This window comes from Xanthomonas phaseoli pv. dieffenbachiae, assembly GCF_008639345.1.
Classification (GTDB): domain Bacteria; phylum Pseudomonadota; class Gammaproteobacteria; order Xanthomonadales; family Xanthomonadaceae; genus Xanthomonas; species Xanthomonas phaseoli.
Genome location: NZ_CP041380.1, coordinates 4,190,284 through 4,205,725, shown reverse-complemented (window position 1 = coordinate 4,205,725; position 15,442 = coordinate 4,190,284). Strand labels below are relative to the sequence as shown.

The window sequence follows — 15,442 nt, the reverse complement described above, 5'->3', positions numbered from 1 at the left end:
GCAACAGGCGGTCGCCACGACCGGGTAGAACGCTGCATCCAGCCGCTGCCGATTGAGTGGGCAGGCTTGCGCCGCTTGGTTGCCCTGCGGTCCGCGTTGTTCAGGGTGCGGCAATGCTTTCTAATCGGGCGACCTCCATGTTTGCCGGGCCCCATGCACATTGTCGATTGCAGCCAAGCGCGCCATGCCGGCGCCATTCTGGACATCTTCAACGAAGCCATCGCCAATTCCACTGCGCTGTACGACTACCGTCCCAGGCCACCGGAGAGCATGGTCGGCTGGTTCGCCACCAAGCAGGCGGGCGGCTTTCCGGTGATCGGCGTGGAGCACGACGACGGCACCCTGATGGGCTTTGCCAGCTACGGTACCTTTCGCGCTTGGCCCGCCTTCAAGTACAGCGTCGAGCATTCGATCTACGTGCACCGCGACCATCGCGGCAAGGGCCTGGGGCGTCTCCTGCTGCAGGCCCTGATCGCAGCGGCGCAAGCGCGCGGCGTGCACGTGCTGGTGGGCGGCATCGATGCCAGCAACCAGGCCAGCATCGCGTTGCACGAACAGTTCGGTTTCACCCACGCCGGCACCGTGCGCGAGGCCGGTTTCAAGTTCGGGCGCTGGCTGGACCTGGCGTTCTATCAACGCATCCTGGACACGCCTGCCGATCCGCACGACGACTGAGCGCCGTGGCTAGTGCGGATGCCGCTCGGTCGCATACGGGTTGGCCTCGCCGCTGCCCGGCGGACGCAGGGTGTAGCGCTTGTAGGTCCACTGATATTGCGCCGGGTCGCGCCGGGCGATCTGTTCGATGCCGGCGTTGAGCGCGCTGGCTGCACGCACCGGATCCGCATCGGCCACCGCGGGGTCGGCCGGCTGCACGTGCAGCGCGAACTGCAGATCGTCGCCGACGCGTTCGCACCAACCGTAGAGCACGATCGCCCCGGTCCGCTCGGCCAGCCGGTTGACCAGGGTCATGGTCAAGGCCGGAATGCCGAAGAATGGCGCGAACACGCCATCGCCCATCTTCGGTTGCTGGTCCGGCAGGATGCCGACCGCGCCGCCGTCCTTGAGCACCTTGAACAACTGCCGCACCGCCGGGCCTTCGGCGCGTACCTGGCGCACGTTGTCGCCACCACGTGCCAACTGCAGGAAGCCATCCACCGCCTCGGATTCCGGCGGCCGGTAGACGATCGCGATCGGCCCGCGTTCGGACAGCCACTGGTTGAGCAGTTCCCAGTTGCCGAAATGCGGCGCCGCCACGATGACCCCGCGCCCGGAGGCCAGCGCGGCGTCGTAGAGTTCCTGGCCGTTGCGCTGCAGGCGTGCCAGGTTCTCCGCCGGCGGGCGGGTCCAGGTGCGCAGCACCTCCAGCGTCTGCCGCGCGGTCGATTGCAGGATCTGCGCATGCAAGCGCGCGCGCTGCTCGGCGCTCAGTTCCGGATACGCCAGCTCCAGATTGCGGCGGGCCACGCGTGACTCGCGTGCGTTGAGCTTGCGCCAGCTCCAGGCCAGCGTGTCGGCCACGCGCTTGAGCAACGGCCACGGCAAGCGGCCCACGGTGGCGGCGGTGGCATACAACAGGCGAGCGCGAACATCAGGTGTCATCGGCGCAATTCTAAACAGCGCAGACCGCGAAGGCCCGCGCGTGACAGTGCCGGCAGCGCTGGGCATGCTGCGCGGCACAGTTTGCTGCCCGAGAATGCCCATGCTTGCACTGATCCAGCGCGTCACCCGCGCCAGCGTCACGGTCGATGACCAGATCGTCGGGCAGATCGGCCCCGGGCTGCTGGCCCTGATCGGCGTGGAGCCCGGCGACAGTGACGCGCAGGTCCGGCGCCTGGCGGAGCGGTTGCTGAGCTATCGGGTGTTCGGCGACGCCGCCGGCAAGATGAACCGCTCACTCACCGATACGGGCGGCGGCCTGCTGCTGGTCAGCCAGTTCACCCTGGCTGCGGACACCAGTTCCGGCAACCGCCCGGGCTTCAGCACCGCCGCGCCGCCATTGGAGGCTGAACCGGCGTTCAATCGATTGGTGGCGATCTGCCGCGAAAAACACCGCGGTGGGGTGGAAACCGGGCGTTTCGGTGCCCATATGGTTGTCGACCTGGTCAACGATGGCCCGGTGACCTTCCTTCTCAGACCCTAGATACAACACGTCCACCAGCGGTCCCGTCTTGAATCCGGCAGACCGGGCTTCACGCTGGTATAATGCTAGGTTCTCTTTCCAATCTCAAAGCCGGTGGCGCGAGCACTCATGGCCAACGAACGTCCTGCCCAGCAATCCGACATCAAGCTACTGATCAGCAAGGGCCTGGAACAGGGCTATCTGACCTACGCCGAAGTCAATGACCATCTGCCCGACGACCTGGTCGACCCGGAGCAGATCGAAGACATCATCAGCATGATCAACGGCATGGGCATCGATGTCCATGAAGTTGCACCCGATGCCGAAACCCTGTTGCTCAACGATGGCAATACCGGCAACCGCGAGGTTGACGACACCGCCGCCGAAGAAGCTGCCGCCGCGCTGACCGCGCTCGACACCGAAGGTGGCCGCACCACCGACCCGGTGCGCATGTACATGCGCGAAATGGGCACGGTCGAGCTGCTGACCCGCGAAGGCGAAATCGCCATCGCCAAGCGTATCGAAGAAGGCCTCAGCCAGGTCCAGGCAGCACTGGGCGTGTTCCCGCTGTCGACCGAAATGCTGCTGGCCGATTACGAAGCGCACAAGGAAGGCAAGAAGCGTCTGGCCGAGATCGTGGTCGGCTTCAACGACCTGATCGAAGAAGCCGATGCGGCCGCTGCTGCGCTCGCCGCGGCCGGCCCGGTTGCCGTGTCCGACGATGAAGCAGTCGACGAAGACGACGACGAAGACGGTGATGACGAGGCCGCCGAAGAAGAGGCCGGCCCGACCGGTCCGGACCCGGTGGAAGTGGCCACGCGCATGGAGAACCTGGCCAACGAATACGCCAAGTTCAAGAAGGCCTATGCCAAGAACGGCGCCGAGCACAAGCTGGTGGTCAAGGCCCGCGAAGACATGGCCGCCATTTTCACCACGCTCAAGCTGCCGCTGCCGCTGACCGACGCGCTGGTCACCCAGCTGCGTGGCGTGGTCAATGGCATCAAGGATCACGAGCGCAAGGTGCTGCACCTTGCCACCACCGTGGCACGCATGCCGCGCAAGGACTTCATCCGCTCCTGGGAAGGCAACCAGACCAACCTGGAATGGGTGGAAGACGCACTCAAGCGCAAGCAGAAGTGGTCCTCGGCGCTGCGCGACGTCAAGGACCAGATCATCTCCGAGCAGCAGGGCTCGATCGAGATGGAAAAGGCCAATTACCTGACCCTGGGCGAGATCAAGGAAATCAGCCGTGCGATGGCCTATGGCGAAGCCAAGGCACGCAAGGCCAAGAAGGAAATGGTCGAGGCCAACCTGCGTCTGGTCATCTCCATCGCCAAGAAGTACACCAACCGCGGTCTGCAGTTCCTCGACCTGATTCAGGAAGGCAACATCGGCCTGATGAAGGCGGTGGACAAGTTCGAATACCGTCGCGGTTACAAGTTCTCGACCTACGCCACCTGGTGGATTCGCCAGGCGATCACCCGCTCGATCGCCGACCAGGCGCGCACCATCCGTATTCCGGTGCACATGATCGAGACGATCAACAAGTTGAACCGCATTTCCCGCCAGATGCTCCAGCAGTTCGGCCGCGAGGCCACGCCGGAGGAACTGGCCAAGGAAATGGACATGCCCGAGGACAAGATCCGCAAGGTGATGAAAATCGCCAAGGAGCCGATCTCGATGGAAACCCCGATCGGCGACGACGAGGATTCGCATCTGGGTGACTTCATCGAGGACACCAATGTGGAGTCCCCGATCGACAACACCACCAACATCAATCTCTCCGAGACGGTGCGTGACGTGTTGGCCGGCCTCACCCCGCGCGAGGCGAAGGTGCTGCGCATGCGCTTCGGTATCGACATGAACACCGATCACACGCTGGAAGAGGTCGGTAAGCAGTTCGACGTCACCCGCGAGCGGATTCGTCAGATAGAGGCCAAGGCGTTGCGCAAGCTGCGTCACCCGAGCCGTTCGGAACAGCTGCGCTCGTTCTTGGATATCGACTGACGCCGCGGTTGTAACCGTGCAGTGATCACGCAACAGCCCCGCTTATGCGGGGTTGTTGCGTGATGGCGCAGGCAATTGACTATGCTGGCGACTCGGGCAGCTGTCGATCGCATGCAAGGCGCGTGTCAGTGGCGCAGAGCCCGGACGTTTCACGCACCGCCGACGAAGCTACACGGCCACGCAACATTAAACCGGTGTTTCCGCAAACCTCACGTGGCGTTCTGACCGCGACTTCTAAGTTGGCCGACGAATGGAGACGAGATCGCTTTATGAGTAGGCAAAGCCGCTTTGAAACCACCACGTACCGCGAACACGAGATCCGCGTGCGCGCCGAGCAGGCTTCCCCTAATGCCAAGTGGACGCTGTGGGTGGACGTGTATGCGCTCGGCGGCAAGCGCCAGCCGCGTATCGCCTGCAACGGGCTGGCCTATGCGACCTACCAAGAGGCCATCGCGCACGGTTTTCGTGCAGGTCGGCAGTTGATCGATGGGCAGTTTGAGACGGCTGATGCCTGAGGGCAGGATTGGGATTGGTGATTCGGGATTGATAGGTTTGCTGCGTCTAGATCGCGCGATTGCGTGCACGGCGCCAGCAAATCCAATGTCCAAAGCCCAGCCGCCGCTGGGCTTTTTCGTTGTGACGCCAAGGCATGATCTTTCGGCTGTGCGTGCCGGGGGCGTTGCAGGTACAGGCCGGCTAGCAGACAGGGCGACGCCCAGACAGGTAAACTTTCGCGTCCGCTGCACGGCCCGACATGCTCGCCATCTCGCCGCCAGACACTCGGGCCTATAGCTCAACGGTTAGAGCAGAGGACTCATAATCCTTTGGTTCCAGGTTCGAATCCTGGTGGGCCCACCATCAGCCTCCATGAGGCAATCGGATGTTGCGCGCATCCTGATGATGAGCAGTTGCTGGAAGTCGATCTGACCCTTCGGTGGTCATCCAATGGCGATCTGGCTCAATCTCAGACTTCAGACAGTCATGGCTCCGCAGTTCGCGACGCAGCAGCCACCGCAAAGCTGTCTTCAAGCATCAGAAACTGCGAGATCTCGTTCCCCGTGATGGTGAGCACGATCGTAAACGGCGTTTCGGTGAGCTTTCCGGTGGCGGTGATGCGGCTGGCGAGCTCACCCACGATGACAGCGCGGTCGTTGCTGGCCAGCAGATCATGCACCTCGAACCGGAGGCGCTCCATCATCGTGCTGGAATCACGGACGAACGCTTCTACCGCGCCGCGCCCGTTGCGTCGCCCAATCCATGGCAGTGCGGATGGGTCGCCAGGGATATGCCATTGCAGATCCGCACTGAACATTGCCGCGATGGTCTCAGGCGATGCACCGGAGCCGATCTTTTCAAGGAAGTTTTGCGCAATCGCCAAATTGTTTTGCATGCTCATCTTGTTTGTCTCCAGTGGATTGGACGTGCACTCAAGGTAGCGCGCCGCCCGTGTGGATCAGATCTGGGTCAGGCCGCCGTCCACTGTCAGCTCGATGCCGGTGATGTAGGAGGCGTCGTCCGATGCCAGGAAGGACATCGCCTTGGCCATTTCATCCGGGCTTGCCGAGCGGCCCAGTGGTGCCTTCTGCTTGATCTGGTCGAGGTAGGCGTCGATGTCTTCCTCGCTCATGCCCAATTCGGATCGATAGGCGGGTGTGACCACGACGCCGGGCGCGATCAGATTGACGCGGATGTCGCGAGCTCTCAGCTCGGATGCCCATGTCCTGACGAATGAGCGCAGTGCCGCCTTGGTTGCGGCATACACGCCGAAATTGGAAACGCCCTGGTTTGCCGCGATGGAGCCCGTCACCACGATGGCGCTGCCGGCGCCCATCAGTGGCAGCGCCTTCTGCACGGTCAGCAGGGTGCCCTTGACGTTGATGTTGAAGTACTTGTCGAAGCCTGCTTCGGTGATGGATTCGATTGGCGCAAATTCGCCGCCGCCTGCGTTGGCAAGCAGCAGGTCCAGTCGTCCATGCGCGGTGGCGATGCCGTCCATGACGGCGTCAAGCTCTGCACCAACGGAAATGTCGGCGCGTACCGCCGTGGCGCCGTGGCCGATCTCGGCGACCGCCCGGTCCAGTTCCTGCTGCCGGCGGCCGCTGATGACCACCGTTGCGCCCTCCAGCGCCAGCCGTTTGGCGGCGGCCAGGCCGATGCCCGAGCTGCCGCCGGTGACCAGGGCGATCTTCCCGGCGTGTTTGGTGGGGTGAATGTTGACCAGATCCTGGACATGCATGGTGTTCGCCTCTTGAACGGAGTTCCCGCGTTGCAGGCAGTCTATTGGCCGTCGCTGAAGCGATAAATCGGAATATCATTGATTCTTTATTCCCCTGCAGAAATAATCCGATGCTCCAGACGGAGCGAGCAATGGATCACCTGCAGGCAATCCGCGCCTTTGCGCGCGTGGTGGAAACCGGTGGCTTCAACCGTGCGGCAGAATCGCTGCAGATGCCCAATGCCACGCTGAGCAAGTCGATCAGCGCGCTGGAAAAATATCTGGGAGTCAAATTGCTTGAACGCAGCACGCGCCGCGTGCGTGTCAGCAACGACGGCGCTGCGTATTACGAGCGCGTGCGGCATCTGCTCACGGAGCTGGACGACGTGGAAGCCACCTTGGGACGTGCGCAAGGCAGCCCCAAGGGCCGGCTTCGTGTAGATACGGGCGGCTCGACGGCGTGCGGATTGTTGATACCCGCATTGCCGGAGTTCTGTGCACGCTATCCGGATATCCAGCTGCAGCTTGGCGTCACCGATCGCACGGTGGATGTCATCGGCGAAAATATCGACTGCGCCATCCGCAGCACGGCAGACGACGGCGCACTGATATCGCGCAAGATCGGCAGCCTTGCGTGGACCACCTGCGCGAGTCCTGACTATCTCGCACGCCACGGTGTCCCGACCCACCCCGAGCAGCTGAAAAGCCCGGCGTTTCCTGTGGTGGGTTACTTCTCCGCGCATAGTGGCAAAGCGCTGCCGCTGCATTTCCTGGACGATGGAGCGCCGCTGGAGATCGTTCCCAACTGCAGTGTGATGGTCAACGAAAGCAACGCGCATCTGGCCACCGGATTGGCCGGGCTCGGGCTGATCCACACGCTCGATTTCATGGTGCGTCCGGCCATCGAACGCGGCGCGTTGGTGCCGGTTCTGCAGGACTGGCGTCCGGCGCCATTGGATGTCTTCATCGCCTATGCGCCCAGCCGACAGTTGAGCACCAAGGTGCGTGTATTTATCGAGTGGGTGAGCGAGATCTATGCCCGCATCGGGCGGACGCCTTCGCCGGTCGAGCGCTGACGACCGCAACCTGCTGCCTTTCATGTGGTGTGCGGCGGTGCTTCCAGGCGTTGGGTCATCGCATCCGCCCGGGGCTCGACTCGCGTTTGGAGCGTGCTCCCTTCTACTGCGGCGTTACCGGACCTGTCCGCCGAGGCGCGCAGCACACGCCGGACAGGCATTGCTCTCGACGGCACCCCTGCCCGAAGCGATTGTGTGCAAATATACGTTTCATATATGATTCGTATATCGACGCCGAACAGGAGCCATCATGGGCATCGTCAATATCGACGACGACCTGCACGATCAACTCCGCCGTGCGTGCACGGTGAGTAGCCGCTCGATCAATGCGCAGGCCAATTTCTGGATCAAGGTCGGCATGCTGTGCGAAATGCATCCGGACACGACATTTCAGCAGATCGTGGCCGAACAATTGCGCGCGGCGGGCGTACGGCCGCAAGCCTTGAAGCCGGGCCGGGCGTGATCAAGTCGCCCGACGAGATCGCGCTGATGGCGGTGTCTGGCCAGCTACTGGCGCAGGTATTCGATGCGCTGGATCGCTTGCCGCTGGAAGGTCGCAGCACGCTGGAACTCAATGCGTTTGTCGAGCGCATGATTGTCGATGAGCTCGACGCACGGCCTGCGAGCAAGGGGCAATACGGTTTCGAGTTCGTACTCAATGCCTCCATCGACGATATGGTCTGCCATGGCGTGCCATCGGCCGATGACGTGTTGCGCAGCGGGCAGATCGTCAACCTGGACATTACGCTGGAAAAGAACGGCTATATCGCCGATTCCAGTACCACGTATCTGGTGGGCGAGGTCGCCTATCCGGCGCGTCGGCTGGTACAGGCCACGTATCAGGCGATGTGGAAAGGGATTGCGGCGGTGCGCCCGGGCGCGCGCTTGGGCGATATCGGCCATGCCATTGCGCGGCACGCGCGTGCGCACGGCTACAGCGTGGTCAAGGAGTACTGCGGGCACGGCATCGGCCGTGAGATGCATGAAGATCCGCAGATTCTGCATTACGGTCACGCAGGCACCGGCTTGGAGCTGCAGGAAGGCATGGTGTTCACCATCGAGCCGATGATCAACCAGGGCCGTGCGGCGATCCGTTCGCAACCGGATCAGTGGCCGGTGCATACGCGCGATGGCAAGTTGTCGGCGCAGTTCGAACATACCGTGGCGGTGACGCGGACCGGCGTGCGCGTGCTGACCTTACGGACCGGAGAAACACCGCTGTGCGTGGTGGATTGACGCCCAGCAACGCAGCGCTCGCAGCAACCGTCAGTCGGTAGATGCGCGCCTGGATGCATCAGGCCCGCGCGGGATCAACGCGGTAATGTTGGTCTGCAGGAGCAAGTGCACCGCTGTTTCGACACCGGTGAAACGGCCGCGTTGCAGCAGATAGGACAGCATGAGAAGCCCCGCGAACATCAGCGTGGCCCCTGGCCTGATGACGGCTGCCGGAACCAGAAAACCCACCACCATCATCAGCACGGTCCAGTTGCAGAACCCGGTCATGATGATTGCGCGTTGTCGACGGTCGACAACGATGCGCCCGCGCATGATCAACGGATAGACACCGCCGACGAACAGGAAGGTTTCGCGAAACGCATACACGTCTTCGGACAGGCGATGGAACCGCAAGTCCGGCCAGCGCGATGGCTCGACCGCATTTTCCACCTGCGCCAGCGGAAAGCAGGCCAACGCATCGCCGGTGACCGCAATACGCCGTGAAAATACCGGCAGACCCCAGTTGAAATAGTGGCGGTTCCAGGTGATCAGCAAGATGCCTTCGGTCGCAATCAAGCCCAGCAGCAGGTAGAGCATCGTGCATCCCTGTTCGAGTGGCCCAGCGATCGCACGCGCATGGTGTGCCGCGTGCCGGCCCCGATTCTGGCGCCTGAATGGGTGGCCCTGCAATCACGCCTGCGGCGCGGCGCTTGCTTCATCACCGTGCCAGATTGCCTCAGGTCAGCGGCACTCATGCACACTAGGCACTACAGCGGATGCCGGCCCTGCCGGCCCTGCCGGCGCGCCGATCCTGCAATCACTGGTCCCATGCAGCCACTTTCCCACACCTTGCCAGCAGTGCACGCCATGGCGGCGCAACTCCGCCGGCCACTGGACGGCTTGCGCAGGCAGCTGCGCGCCAACGATCTCTGGTTCATTGCCCTGGCTGCGCTGGTGGGGCTGATCGCCGCTGGCTTGATGGTGCTGCAGGCCGGCATTGCGCATCGCCTGCAGAGCTGGCTCTACGCGCTCGCGCCCGAGCAGCGGCTCAGCACGGCCACCTCGATGACGGCCACGCAGTTGCTGGTCTTGCCGCTGGGCGGCTTGCTGGTTGGCCTGGTGACGCTGATGGCGCGGCGGCGCAAACGGCCGCTCGTGGATGCGGTGGAAGCCAATGCCTTGCATGGCGGGCGCATGTCCATGCGCGACAACCTGATCGTTGCGGTCCAGACCTTGTTGTCCAACGGCTTCGGTGCGTCGGTGGGGCTGGAGGCGACTTATACGCAGATGGGGTCGGGCGCCGGCTCGCAGCTGGGACGCGTGTTGCGAGTGCGGCGTGCGGACATGCGCACGCTGGTGGGCGCCGGTGCGGCCGGTGCGATTGCCGGCGCCTTTGGTGCGCCGCTGGCCGGTGCGTTCTATGCGTTCGAGATCGTCATTGGTGCCTACACGCCATCGGCATTGGCACCGGTGGCCGCCGCCGCATTGGCTGGCGCGTTCATGGCCAATGCCCTGGGTGCGGCGCCGTATTCGTTGCCCGCTGCTGCGGCCTACCAATTGCAGCCGCGCGACTATGCGGTCTACATCGCGCTGGGTCTGGCGTGCGCGCTGATCGGCATTGCGGTGATGCGCTTGGTTGCCGGAATCGAACGCGGCGTGGGCCGCATCAATCTGCCGGTGTGGGGGCGCCCGGTCATCGGTGGGTTGTTGCTGATTCCGCTGGCGATGTATTCGCCGCAGGTGTTGTCCTCGGGGCATGGCGCATTGCATCTGGACCTGACCAGCAGCAGCACCTTGCAGGTGCTCGCCATCCTGTTGGTGCTCAAGTGCGTTGCGTCGGGAATTTCGCTGGGTTTCGGTTTCCGCGGCGGTCTGTTCTTCGCCTCGTTGTTCATGGGCTCGCTGGTGGGCAGCCTGTTCGCGGTGAGCCTGAACGTGTTGCTGGGCGCTGCGGTGGTGGACACCACCAGTGCATCGCTGGTGGGCATGGCCGCGCTGGCGGCGGCCATTGTCGGCGCGCCGATGACCATGGCCATGTTGATCCTGGAAGGCACGCACGATTTCGTGCTGGCCAGTGCGGTGATGGTGGCGGTGCTGGTGGCCAATACCGTAGTGCGGCAGGTGTTCGGGTATTCGTTCTCCACCTGGCGGCTGCATCTGCGCGGCGAAAACATCCGCAGTGCGCGCGATGTGGGCTGGGTGCGCAACCTGTCGGCCGGCAAGATGATGCGCAAGGATGCCAACCACACCGCGCACGATATCAGCGTGGCCGAATTCCGGCGGCGGTTCCCGTTGGGCTCCACGCAACGCGTGGTGCTGGAAGATGCAGACGGACACTACGCCGGCGTGGTGCCATTGGCCGTGCTGTACGCCGACAACGTGCAGCTGGACGCGCCGGTCGGCGACTATGCCAAGCACCGCGATGCGGCGCTGCTGGCCAACACCGACATCGTGGCGACCATGAAGGTCTTCGATACCACGCAGGCCGATGAGTTGGCCGTGATCGACGGCGATCGCAAGGTACTGGGCGTGCTGTCGGAGGGATTCGTGCGCAAGCGTTACGCCGAAGAACTGGAAAAGCGCGAACGCGAACTGATGGGCGAGCGTGTGGTCAGCGACGACTGATTCGTTGGCTGCCAACAACGGCTGCGCTCACGCGTGCGCGTCGTTGACCTTCGTCTGATGTTCGATGCCGATGCACAAGCGCGCCCACGGGTTGTTTGCATCGGCGTGAGCGCGTTAGTATCGCCACTCGTCACCAACGATCTCCTTGGACACATGACACCACCCTGACCGAAGGCATCACGCGCTCGAAGTTGCTGCGAAGGTCCAGGTGTTTGACGTGCATGTAATGCGCCGTGTGGTTGCCGGCGTACGGAGTCGTTCAATGTCCAGAAATTTCCCGTTGCGCCAGCAATGGCTCGGCAACGTGCGTGGCGATGTGCTCGCCGGCATCGTGGTCGCGCTTGCGCTGATTCCCGAAGCCATCGCGTTTTCGATCATAGCCGGCGTCGATCCCAAGGTTGGGCTCTACGCGGCATTCTGTCTTGCAGTGGTGACTTCGATCGCCGGTGGCCGGCCAGGCATGATTTCTGCCGCCACCGGTGCCATGGCGTTGTTGATGGTGGATCTGGTCAAGGATCATGGGGTGCAGTACCTGCTGGCTGCGAGCGTGCTGGCGGGCGTGCTGCAGCTGATCGCAGCCGCATTGCGTCTGGGCGCGTTGATGCGTTTTGTCTCGCGCTCGGTGATCACCGGCTTCGTCAACGCATTGGCGATCCTGATTTTTCTGGCACAGCTGCCGGAGTTGGTCGGCATGCCATGGCCGGTGTATGCGGTGTGCGCAGCGGCATTGGCCATCATCTATCTGCTCCCGCGGATCACCACGGCCATTCCTTCGCCGCTGGTCGCGATTGTGGTGCTGACGGCGGCATGCGCGTATTGGCATCTCGATCTCCGACACGTGGGCGACATGGGCCACCTGCCCGACAGCCTGCCGGTGTTTTTGCTGCCGGATGTGCCACTGACGTGGGACAGCGTGCGCATCCTGCTGCCGGTATCGACGACGCTGGCGATGGTCGGCTTGCTGGAGTCGTTGATGACGGCGCAGATAGTCGAAGACCTGACCGATACCCCGTCGCAGCGCAACCGCGAATGCGCAGGTCAAGGACTGGCGAACATGGTGGCGGGATGCTTCGGCGGCATGGCGGGCTGCGCGATGATCGGGCAGTCGGTCATCAATGTGCGCTCGGGCGGACGCGGGCGCTTGTCGTGCCTGGTGGCTGGCGTGGTCCTGCTGCTGATGGTGGTGTATGGCGCGGCCTGGGTGCGTCAGATTCCGATGGCGGCATTGGTGGCGGTGATGATCATGGTCAGCATCGGCACCTTCAACTGGGGGTCGCTACGCGATCTGCGCAGGCACCCGGCAAGTTCGTCGGTCGTGATGCTTGGCACCGTCGTGGTCACGGTCTGGACGCACGATCTGGCGCGCGGCGTGTTGGTCGGCGTCCTGCTGTCGGCACTGTTCTTCGCGCGCAAGGTCGGGCGCATGCTGCAGGTGCAGGCCAGCGATGGTGACGATGGGGTGCGCGTGTATGCGGTGCGCGGCCAGGTGTTCTTCGCATCGGCTGGGCAATTCGTCGCCAGCTTCGATTTCCTCGGCACGCCGCCGAAGGTGCTGATCGATCTGAGCCATGCGCACTTCTGGGACATCAGTGCAGTGGCGGCGCTGGATCGGGTGGTGCTCAAACTACGCGCACACGGCGCCGAGGTCGAGGTGGCTGGATTGAATCAGGCCAGCGACACGCTGATCGAGACCCTAGGAACCCATCGGCGCGATGGCGCGCGGCTGCAGCTCGGTCACTGAGCTGGGCTGCTCGCGCCCGGCCAGCGCAGCCGTCGGCGAAGCCGACTGGCGTGCATGGGCGTCCAGCAACGCGGACAGGCGACGATGGCAATCGCGGAAGGCCAGTGCGGAGGCCGGCATGTCGCAGGCGTCGAAGGTGCGTGCCTCGGCCTTCCAGGAGGCGAGCAGGTCTTCCAGATCGCAGATCAAGCTCGGCATGGTGTTTCCTCGGTAGGCGTCTTGCTGTCTACGGGGAGAGACGATGCGCGGATGCAGGCCGGCGTGGCGCGACCCTGCGCCGAGCCACAATGGTTCAGATACTGCGATGAACGGCGCATTTTTTGGGTGCGGCACACGTGCGCATCACAGGGCCGGGAGGAGGGTGGGCAGGCGGTCTTCTGCCGCGGGAGCTGACCATGAGCAACAACCAGAACGCCAACCGGGGTATCGACGACCCGACGCCACCCAACGGCGTCAAGGCGCCGGGCAAGAACGAGGATCTGCTGCAGGACGGGCCTGCGCAGGACAGCGAAATCGATGACGACGACAGCATCGAGGACGAATTGGACGAGGACGCCTAAGCTTGGTTCTGCGGTAGGCACGTGATTGCGGCGAGCCCTGATGGCGCAGGACAGGCATCCCACGTCGTCGACGGCATGAGGTGACATGGCCGCCGCTGGAGTGGCTGCCAGTCCGCCTCTTCAATGCAGGCGCACAGCCACAGCAGGCCCGGCCGCTGACACTGCAATGCGGGTGGGCGCCGGTGATCGACCGCTGGCGCCCAGCGTCAACGCAAGGCTGCTCGCCACCCATTGCCCGCGGTCCTAAACTGCGGGGCCTTTCGATCGCGTCGATACCGCCATGGACACCCTGCCGCCGTTACCTTCCATTGCACTGGGCGAGTACCGTCATTTCAAGGGCGGCCGCTATGAAGTACTCGGTGTGGTGCGCAGCAGCGAAACCCTGGAGCCGCTGGTGCTGTATCGGCCGCTGGAAAGCGATATCGGATTGTGGGTGCGCCCGTATGCGATGTTCGTCGAGCAGGTCGAAGTGGACGGTGTTGCCCGCGCTCGCTTCGAGCGCGTGGAGTGAGCGCCGCGCGCGCAGCCGCGATGCGGCAACCTTGCGCCAGGCCTTGAGCGTGCGATGACGGCCGCGACCACGCCCCTCACGACACCCGACGGCCGTTACCTCATCGTGCGAGAGCGCCTGTGGCGCACCAGCAACCCGCATCTGAGCGAACCGGTGCGTGCTGCGTTGGTGAGTGCACTCATGGATGCGCGACGCGCGGTCAAGGCCGCCAAGCGCGACGACGATGCACAGCGCCTGCTGGCCGCGCGCCGTGCAGTCGACGCAGCCAAGGTCGCCTTGGGTGAACGCGGCACGGTGTGGTGGACCGATGGTGCCAAGGATTTCACTCGGCACCTGGTCAAGAACACCCCGTACGCCGCGTGGTTTGCCGGCTTGCACGCGGCGCTGCCACGTACAGGCGTTGCATAAATGCAGGCCCGGAGAACCCGGGACCTGCGTGTACCTGTCTGGCGTATTGCGTTCGATCAGCCCAGATCGCAATTGCTCGGCTGCGGCCAGGTGGTGGACGGCAGCATGGCTTTGACAGCCGCCGGTGCGCTGATGCCGATGGTGCTGGCGCCGTAGAGATCTTCGAGTTCGTCGATGCTGACGATGTAGCTGTCCAGCGAACCCAGGTTGGCGCTATTGGGAATCAGCCAGCTGATCGCGCGCGAACCGCCGCTCGGGTTGGCGGTGATGATGGTCTTCCAGAAGAAATCCGGTGTGCGGATGCCGTGGCTGCTGAGGAAGTAATCGTTGCTGGTGTCGCTGTAGATCACTCCGCCGTAAACCTGCACGCTGGCGATGTCGCGATAGCATTCGGCCACGTTTTCGGCCTGTACCCAGATGCCCTGATTGAAGCTGGCCACCTGCGGCACGATGTTGCTCATGAGGTTGGCACGGCGGATGTAGGTCGCGTTGTAGTCCATGTGGTTGGACGTCACCAGATGGCCGCGGTCATAGCCGGAACGCACGCTGGCGTACGAGGCCGTGGAGGTCTGGCCGGCACAGCCGCTGGGCAATTCGGTATCCAGATTGAAGCTGGACGGGCGTGCAGCCGAGCCGGTGTCGGCCTGCAGCACGTATTCGTAACGCAGCGCGGTGCGGTTGGTGCAGTCGTACGTCAGTGTATAGCCGCCCTTGTTGAGGGTCACCACCTGCGCCTGTGCGGCGGCACTGAAGGTGGTGAGAAGCAGAGCGACGAAGAAGGTCCTGAAACGCATGGAAGTCAATCTCCTTGAAATCATCGGACGCACGAAGCCGCCGCCGCGATGCATCAGCACATCGACGTTGGACAACGCGGCAGGGGAACAGAGGGCTCGCGGCATGGCGAGCGCTACAGCTATCGCATACAAATGTTGCTTCTTGGTGACTTGGACCCAAGGCGCGTGTGG

18 protein-coding genes and 1 tRNA gene are annotated in these 15,442 nt (G+C 63.5%); 13 read left to right on the top strand and 6 right to left on the bottom strand.

The window, feature by feature from the left end; genetic code table 11:
- Positions 1-153: 153 nt before the first annotated feature.
- Positions 154-675 carry a GNAT family N-acetyltransferase gene (locus tag FLG15_RS18760; protein WP_039568638.1) on the top strand — a complete coding sequence of 174 codons (522 nt, stop codon included), beginning with the start codon at positions 154-156 and terminating at the stop codon, positions 673-675.
- Positions 676-684: 9 nt separating this feature from the next.
- On the opposite strand, the gene FLG15_RS18755 is transcribed toward FLG15_RS18760, so the two are convergent.
- Positions 685-1,701: a lauroyl acyltransferase gene (locus tag FLG15_RS18755; protein WP_170922354.1), complete on the bottom strand. Its 1,017-nt coding sequence runs from the start codon at positions 1,699-1,701 to the stop codon at positions 685-687.
- On the opposite strand from FLG15_RS18755, the gene dtd reads away from it, so the two are divergent.
- From dtd to FLG15_RS18735, 4 genes are all read left to right on the top strand, one after another.
- The gene (dtd, locus tag FLG15_RS18750; RefSeq protein ID WP_057678068.1) at positions 1,700-2,140 is read left to right on the top strand and encodes a D-aminoacyl-tRNA deacylase; all 441 of its coding nucleotides are present in this window, start codon (positions 1,700-1,702) and stop codon (positions 2,138-2,140) included. The genes FLG15_RS18755 and dtd overlap by 2 nt on opposite strands.
- Positions 2,141-2,248: 108 nt before the next feature.
- Positions 2,249-4,126 carry an RNA polymerase sigma factor RpoD gene (gene rpoD, locus FLG15_RS18745; RefSeq protein ID WP_008572798.1) on the top strand — a complete coding sequence of 626 codons (1,878 nt, stop codon included), beginning with the start codon at positions 2,249-2,251 and terminating at the stop codon, positions 4,124-4,126.
- A gap of 194 nt (positions 4,127-4,320) precedes the next feature.
- The gene (locus FLG15_RS18740) at positions 4,321-4,641 is read left to right on the top strand and encodes a hypothetical protein (RefSeq protein ID WP_017157070.1); all 321 of its coding nucleotides are present in this window, start codon (positions 4,321-4,323) and stop codon (positions 4,639-4,641) included.
- 267 nt (positions 4,642-4,908) lie between these two features.
- A tRNA-Ile gene (locus FLG15_RS18735) sits at positions 4,909-4,984 on the top strand.
- 121 nt (positions 4,985-5,105) lie between these two features.
- Here FLG15_RS18735 and FLG15_RS18730 read toward each other — a convergent pair.
- The gene (locus tag FLG15_RS18730) at positions 5,106-5,522 is read right to left on the bottom strand and encodes a nuclear transport factor 2 family protein (RefSeq protein WP_057678066.1); all 417 of its coding nucleotides are present in this window, start codon (positions 5,520-5,522) and stop codon (positions 5,106-5,108) included.
- 57 nt (positions 5,523-5,579) lie between these two features.
- On the bottom strand, positions 5,580-6,362 hold the full coding sequence (locus FLG15_RS18725) for an SDR family oxidoreductase (protein ID WP_057678065.1): 783 nt from the start codon (positions 6,360-6,362) through the stop codon (positions 5,580-5,582).
- Positions 6,363-6,493: 131 nt separating this feature from the next.
- On the opposite strand from FLG15_RS18725, the gene FLG15_RS18720 reads away from it, so the two are divergent.
- The 3 genes from FLG15_RS18720 (at position 6,494) to map (ending at position 8,653) form a co-directional block, all read left to right on the top strand.
- Positions 6,494-7,417 (top strand): LysR family transcriptional regulator, encoded by a 924-nt coding sequence (locus FLG15_RS18720; protein WP_057678064.1) that lies wholly within the window; start codon positions 6,494-6,496, stop codon positions 7,415-7,417.
- A 250-nt stretch (positions 7,418-7,667) separates the two neighbouring features.
- The gene (locus FLG15_RS18715; protein WP_014091192.1) at positions 7,668-7,880 is read left to right on the top strand and encodes a ParD-like family protein; all 213 of its coding nucleotides are present in this window, start codon (positions 7,668-7,670) and stop codon (positions 7,878-7,880) included.
- On the top strand, positions 7,877-8,653 hold the full coding sequence (map, locus tag FLG15_RS18710) for a type I methionyl aminopeptidase (protein ID WP_057678063.1): 777 nt from the start codon (positions 7,877-7,879) through the stop codon (positions 8,651-8,653). The genes FLG15_RS18715 and map overlap by 4 nt, the downstream gene beginning before the upstream one ends.
- 30 nt (positions 8,654-8,683) lie before the next feature.
- Here the strand turns inward: map and FLG15_RS18705 are convergent, their stop codons facing one another.
- Positions 8,684-9,229, bottom strand: coding sequence for a hypothetical protein (locus FLG15_RS18705; protein WP_150147038.1), 546 nt, complete (start codon positions 9,227-9,229; stop codon positions 8,684-8,686).
- A gap of 270 nt (positions 9,230-9,499) precedes the next feature.
- Between FLG15_RS18705 and FLG15_RS18700 the strand changes: the two genes are divergently transcribed.
- Together FLG15_RS18700 and FLG15_RS18695 are read left to right on the top strand one after the other, a co-directional pair.
- Complete coding sequence (locus tag FLG15_RS18700) at positions 9,500-11,257, top strand: chloride channel protein (RefSeq protein ID WP_057678061.1); 1,758 nt, start codon at positions 9,500-9,502, stop codon at positions 11,255-11,257.
- A gap of 262 nt (positions 11,258-11,519) precedes the next feature.
- Positions 11,520-12,998: a SulP family inorganic anion transporter gene (locus FLG15_RS18695; RefSeq protein WP_057678060.1), complete on the top strand. Its 1,479-nt coding sequence runs from the start codon at positions 11,520-11,522 to the stop codon at positions 12,996-12,998.
- Here the strand turns inward: FLG15_RS18695 and FLG15_RS18690 are convergent.
- On the bottom strand, positions 12,951-13,196 hold the full coding sequence (locus FLG15_RS18690; protein WP_057678059.1) for a hypothetical protein: 246 nt from the start codon (positions 13,194-13,196) through the stop codon (positions 12,951-12,953). The two genes, FLG15_RS18695 and FLG15_RS18690, sit on opposite strands and share 48 nt — an antisense overlap.
- A gap of 197 nt (positions 13,197-13,393) precedes the next feature.
- Here FLG15_RS18690 and FLG15_RS23590 point away from each other — a divergent pair, with 197 nt between their 5' ends.
- From FLG15_RS23590 to FLG15_RS18680, 3 genes are all read left to right on the top strand, one after another.
- Positions 13,394-13,558, top strand: a complete 165-nt coding sequence (locus FLG15_RS23590; protein WP_181124306.1) for a hypothetical protein — start codon at positions 13,394-13,396, stop codon at positions 13,556-13,558.
- 280 nt (positions 13,559-13,838) lie between these two features.
- A complete protein-coding gene (locus tag FLG15_RS18685) occupies positions 13,839-14,069 on the top strand; it encodes a DUF1653 domain-containing protein (RefSeq protein WP_057678058.1) in 231 nt (76 codons plus the stop codon).
- Positions 14,070-14,123: 54 nt separating this feature from the next.
- Positions 14,124-14,477: a hypothetical protein gene (locus tag FLG15_RS18680; protein WP_057678057.1), complete on the top strand. Its 354-nt coding sequence runs from the start codon at positions 14,124-14,126 to the stop codon at positions 14,475-14,477.
- Between the two features lie 56 nt (positions 14,478-14,533).
- On the opposite strand, the gene FLG15_RS18675 is transcribed toward FLG15_RS18680, so the two are convergent.
- Positions 14,534-15,271, bottom strand: coding sequence for a DNA/RNA non-specific endonuclease (locus FLG15_RS18675; RefSeq protein WP_057678056.1), 738 nt, complete (start codon positions 15,269-15,271; stop codon positions 14,534-14,536).
- Positions 15,272-15,442 lie beyond the last annotated feature (171 nt).

What these genes read in the sequence shown, in the direction of transcription:
- FLG15_RS18675 (WP_057678056.1), bottom strand. Translation starts at nt 15,271, where the DNA reads ATGCGTTTCAGGACCTTCTTCGTCGCTCTGCTTCTCACCACCTTCAGT.
- FLG15_RS23590 (WP_181124306.1), top strand. Translation starts at nt 13,394, where the DNA reads ATGAGCAACAACCAGAACGCCAACCGGGGTATCGACGACCCGACGCCA.
- FLG15_RS18685 (WP_057678058.1), top strand. Translation starts at nt 13,839, where the DNA reads ATGGACACCCTGCCGCCGTTACCTTCCATTGCACTGGGCGAGTACCGT.
- FLG15_RS18730 (WP_057678066.1), bottom strand. Translation starts at nt 5,522, where the DNA reads ATGAGCATGCAAAACAATTTGGCGATTGCGCAAAACTTCCTTGAAAAG.
- dtd (WP_057678068.1), top strand. Translation starts at nt 1,700, where the DNA reads ATGCTTGCACTGATCCAGCGCGTCACCCGCGCCAGCGTCACGGTCGAT.
- FLG15_RS18680 (WP_057678057.1), top strand. Translation starts at nt 14,124, where the DNA reads ATGACGGCCGCGACCACGCCCCTCACGACACCCGACGGCCGTTACCTC.
- FLG15_RS18725 (WP_057678065.1), bottom strand. Translation starts at nt 6,362, where the DNA reads ATGCATGTCCAGGATCTGGTCAACATTCACCCCACCAAACACGCCGGG.
- FLG15_RS18720 (WP_057678064.1), top strand. Translation starts at nt 6,494, where the DNA reads ATGGATCACCTGCAGGCAATCCGCGCCTTTGCGCGCGTGGTGGAAACC.
- FLG15_RS18755 (WP_170922354.1), bottom strand. Translation starts at nt 1,701, where the DNA reads ATGGGCATTCTCGGGCAGCAAACTGTGCCGCGCAGCATGCCCAGCGCT.
- FLG15_RS18705 (WP_150147038.1), bottom strand. Translation starts at nt 9,229, where the DNA reads ATGCTCTACCTGCTGCTGGGCTTGATTGCGACCGAAGGCATCTTGCTG.
- FLG15_RS18700 (WP_057678061.1), top strand. Translation starts at nt 9,500, where the DNA reads ATGGCGGCGCAACTCCGCCGGCCACTGGACGGCTTGCGCAGGCAGCTG.
- FLG15_RS18715 (WP_014091192.1), top strand. Translation starts at nt 7,668, where the DNA reads ATGGGCATCGTCAATATCGACGACGACCTGCACGATCAACTCCGCCGT.
- FLG15_RS18690 (WP_057678059.1), bottom strand. Translation starts at nt 13,196, where the DNA reads ATGCCGAGCTTGATCTGCGATCTGGAAGACCTGCTCGCCTCCTGGAAG.
- FLG15_RS18695 (WP_057678060.1), top strand. Translation starts at nt 11,520, where the DNA reads ATGTCCAGAAATTTCCCGTTGCGCCAGCAATGGCTCGGCAACGTGCGT.
- FLG15_RS18760 (WP_039568638.1), top strand. Translation starts at nt 154, where the DNA reads ATGCACATTGTCGATTGCAGCCAAGCGCGCCATGCCGGCGCCATTCTG.
- rpoD (WP_008572798.1), top strand. Translation starts at nt 2,249, where the DNA reads ATGGCCAACGAACGTCCTGCCCAGCAATCCGACATCAAGCTACTGATC.